Source organism: Pseudoalteromonas sp. NBT06-2, from assembly GCF_002276045.1.
Classification (GTDB): Bacteria; Pseudomonadota; Gammaproteobacteria; order Enterobacterales; family Alteromonadaceae; genus Pseudoalteromonas.
Map to the genome: position 1 here is coordinate 1 of NZ_NQMR01000376.1, position 282 is coordinate 282.

Sequence of the window (282 nt, forward strand, 5' to 3'; positions counted from 1 at the left end):
TTGATGGTTTTTCGCATTGATTCGCCCTTTAATTCTATCTTTATCGAGCCATGAACCAAACGATCTAAAATAGCGTCTGCGTGAGTCGATTCCCCAATCATCTGATACCAATGTTCTTGTGGTAATTGGCTCGATATTAACGTAGATTTTGTATCATATCTGGCATCAATCAATTCAAGTAAATCACTTCGCTGTTGTAAATTCAGTGGCTCCAATCCCCAATCATCTAAGATCAGTAAATCAACTGTTGCCAATCTATTGATAAATTTACGATAGCTACCA

The 282-nt window shown here is 37.2% G+C and carries 1 protein-coding gene; it reads right to left on the reverse strand.

Annotated elements, in window-relative coordinates; genetic code table 11:
• A partial coding sequence (locus CJF42_RS26155; RefSeq protein WP_170940790.1) for an ATP-binding protein occupies positions 1–282 on the reverse strand: 282 nt, incomplete at both ends.